Origin of the sequence: Ereboglobus sp. PH5-5, assembly GCF_029504805.1 — a bacterium.
GTDB lineage: Bacteria > Verrucomicrobiota > Verrucomicrobiia > Opitutales > Opitutaceae > Ereboglobus.
In genome coordinates this window covers 1-1,010 of sequence record NZ_JAQFIT010000046.1, presented here as the reverse complement: position 1 = coordinate 1,010, position 1,010 = coordinate 1, and the positions used below count along the sequence as shown (strand labels likewise).

1 pseudogene is annotated in these 1,010 nt (G+C 67.7%); it reads left to right on the top strand.

From position 1 onward, the window contains the following. Positions 1–1,010: pseudogene (locus M2103_RS13210) on the top strand (hypothetical protein); the annotation flags it as partial.

The window sequence follows — 1,010 nt, the reverse complement described above, 5'->3', positions numbered from 1 at the left end:
GCGGCCTACGACCTCAACGGCCACACGCAAACAATCGCCAACGGCGCGCGCATCGACGGCGCGCTGCACGGCACCGGCAGCCTCGGCCTCGGCGGCCAGGCGACAATCACCAGCGCCAACGCAGCCTTCGCCGCCAACGTCGGCGTGACCGGCACGACGACCATCGCCAGCACGCAAGCGCTCGGCGACACCGGCACGCTCGCCATCGCCGCAAACGCCGCCCTGCAAACCGCGAGCGCCACCGGCACCTTCACCAAAACCCTTTCCGGCTCCGGTGTGTTCGCCTTGCAAAACACCTCCAGCATCGCGCTCACCGCCACAAACGCGGCCTTCAGCGGCAGCTTTGTCATTGCGCCCGCAAGCGCGCTGCGCGTCACCACGACCGCGAACCTCGGCACCGCGGCAATCGTTGACGACGGCCTGTTCACCATGGCCAACGCCGCCGCCGAAACCCTCGGCAACGCGCTCACCGGCACGGGAACCCTTGCAAAGGACGCCGCCGGCAACCTGACGATCAGCCGCTCCAACGCCTTCACCGGCGAGACCATTGTCAGCGCCGGCACGCTCACGCTCGCCGATCTCGGCGGCCTCGGTAGCAGTGCCGTCATCAACAACGCCATCCTCGAGCTCGCCGGCACGGGCACCTTTGCCAACAACATCACCGGCACCGGCACGACCGCGGTCACCGGCGCGGGCGTGAACCTCACCGGCACCAACTCCACCGACTGGCACATCACCGGAGCCGCGCAAGTCTCCTCGACCGCTAACCTCGGCGCGGGCAACACGCACATCGACGGCGAGCTCTCCCTCGCCGCCGCCACCGCGTGGGCTTACTCGAACACCCTCACCGGCACCGGCACCCTCGCCGTCAACCTTTCCGGCTCCGCGTTCACCTTCAGCCCTTCAGCCTTCAGTTCTTCAGCCTTTTTCGAAGGCGTCCTCGCCCTCGAAAACACCACCTACAACCTCTTCCACAACACCGCGAACGAGTCCGCCCTCGCCAACGCGAC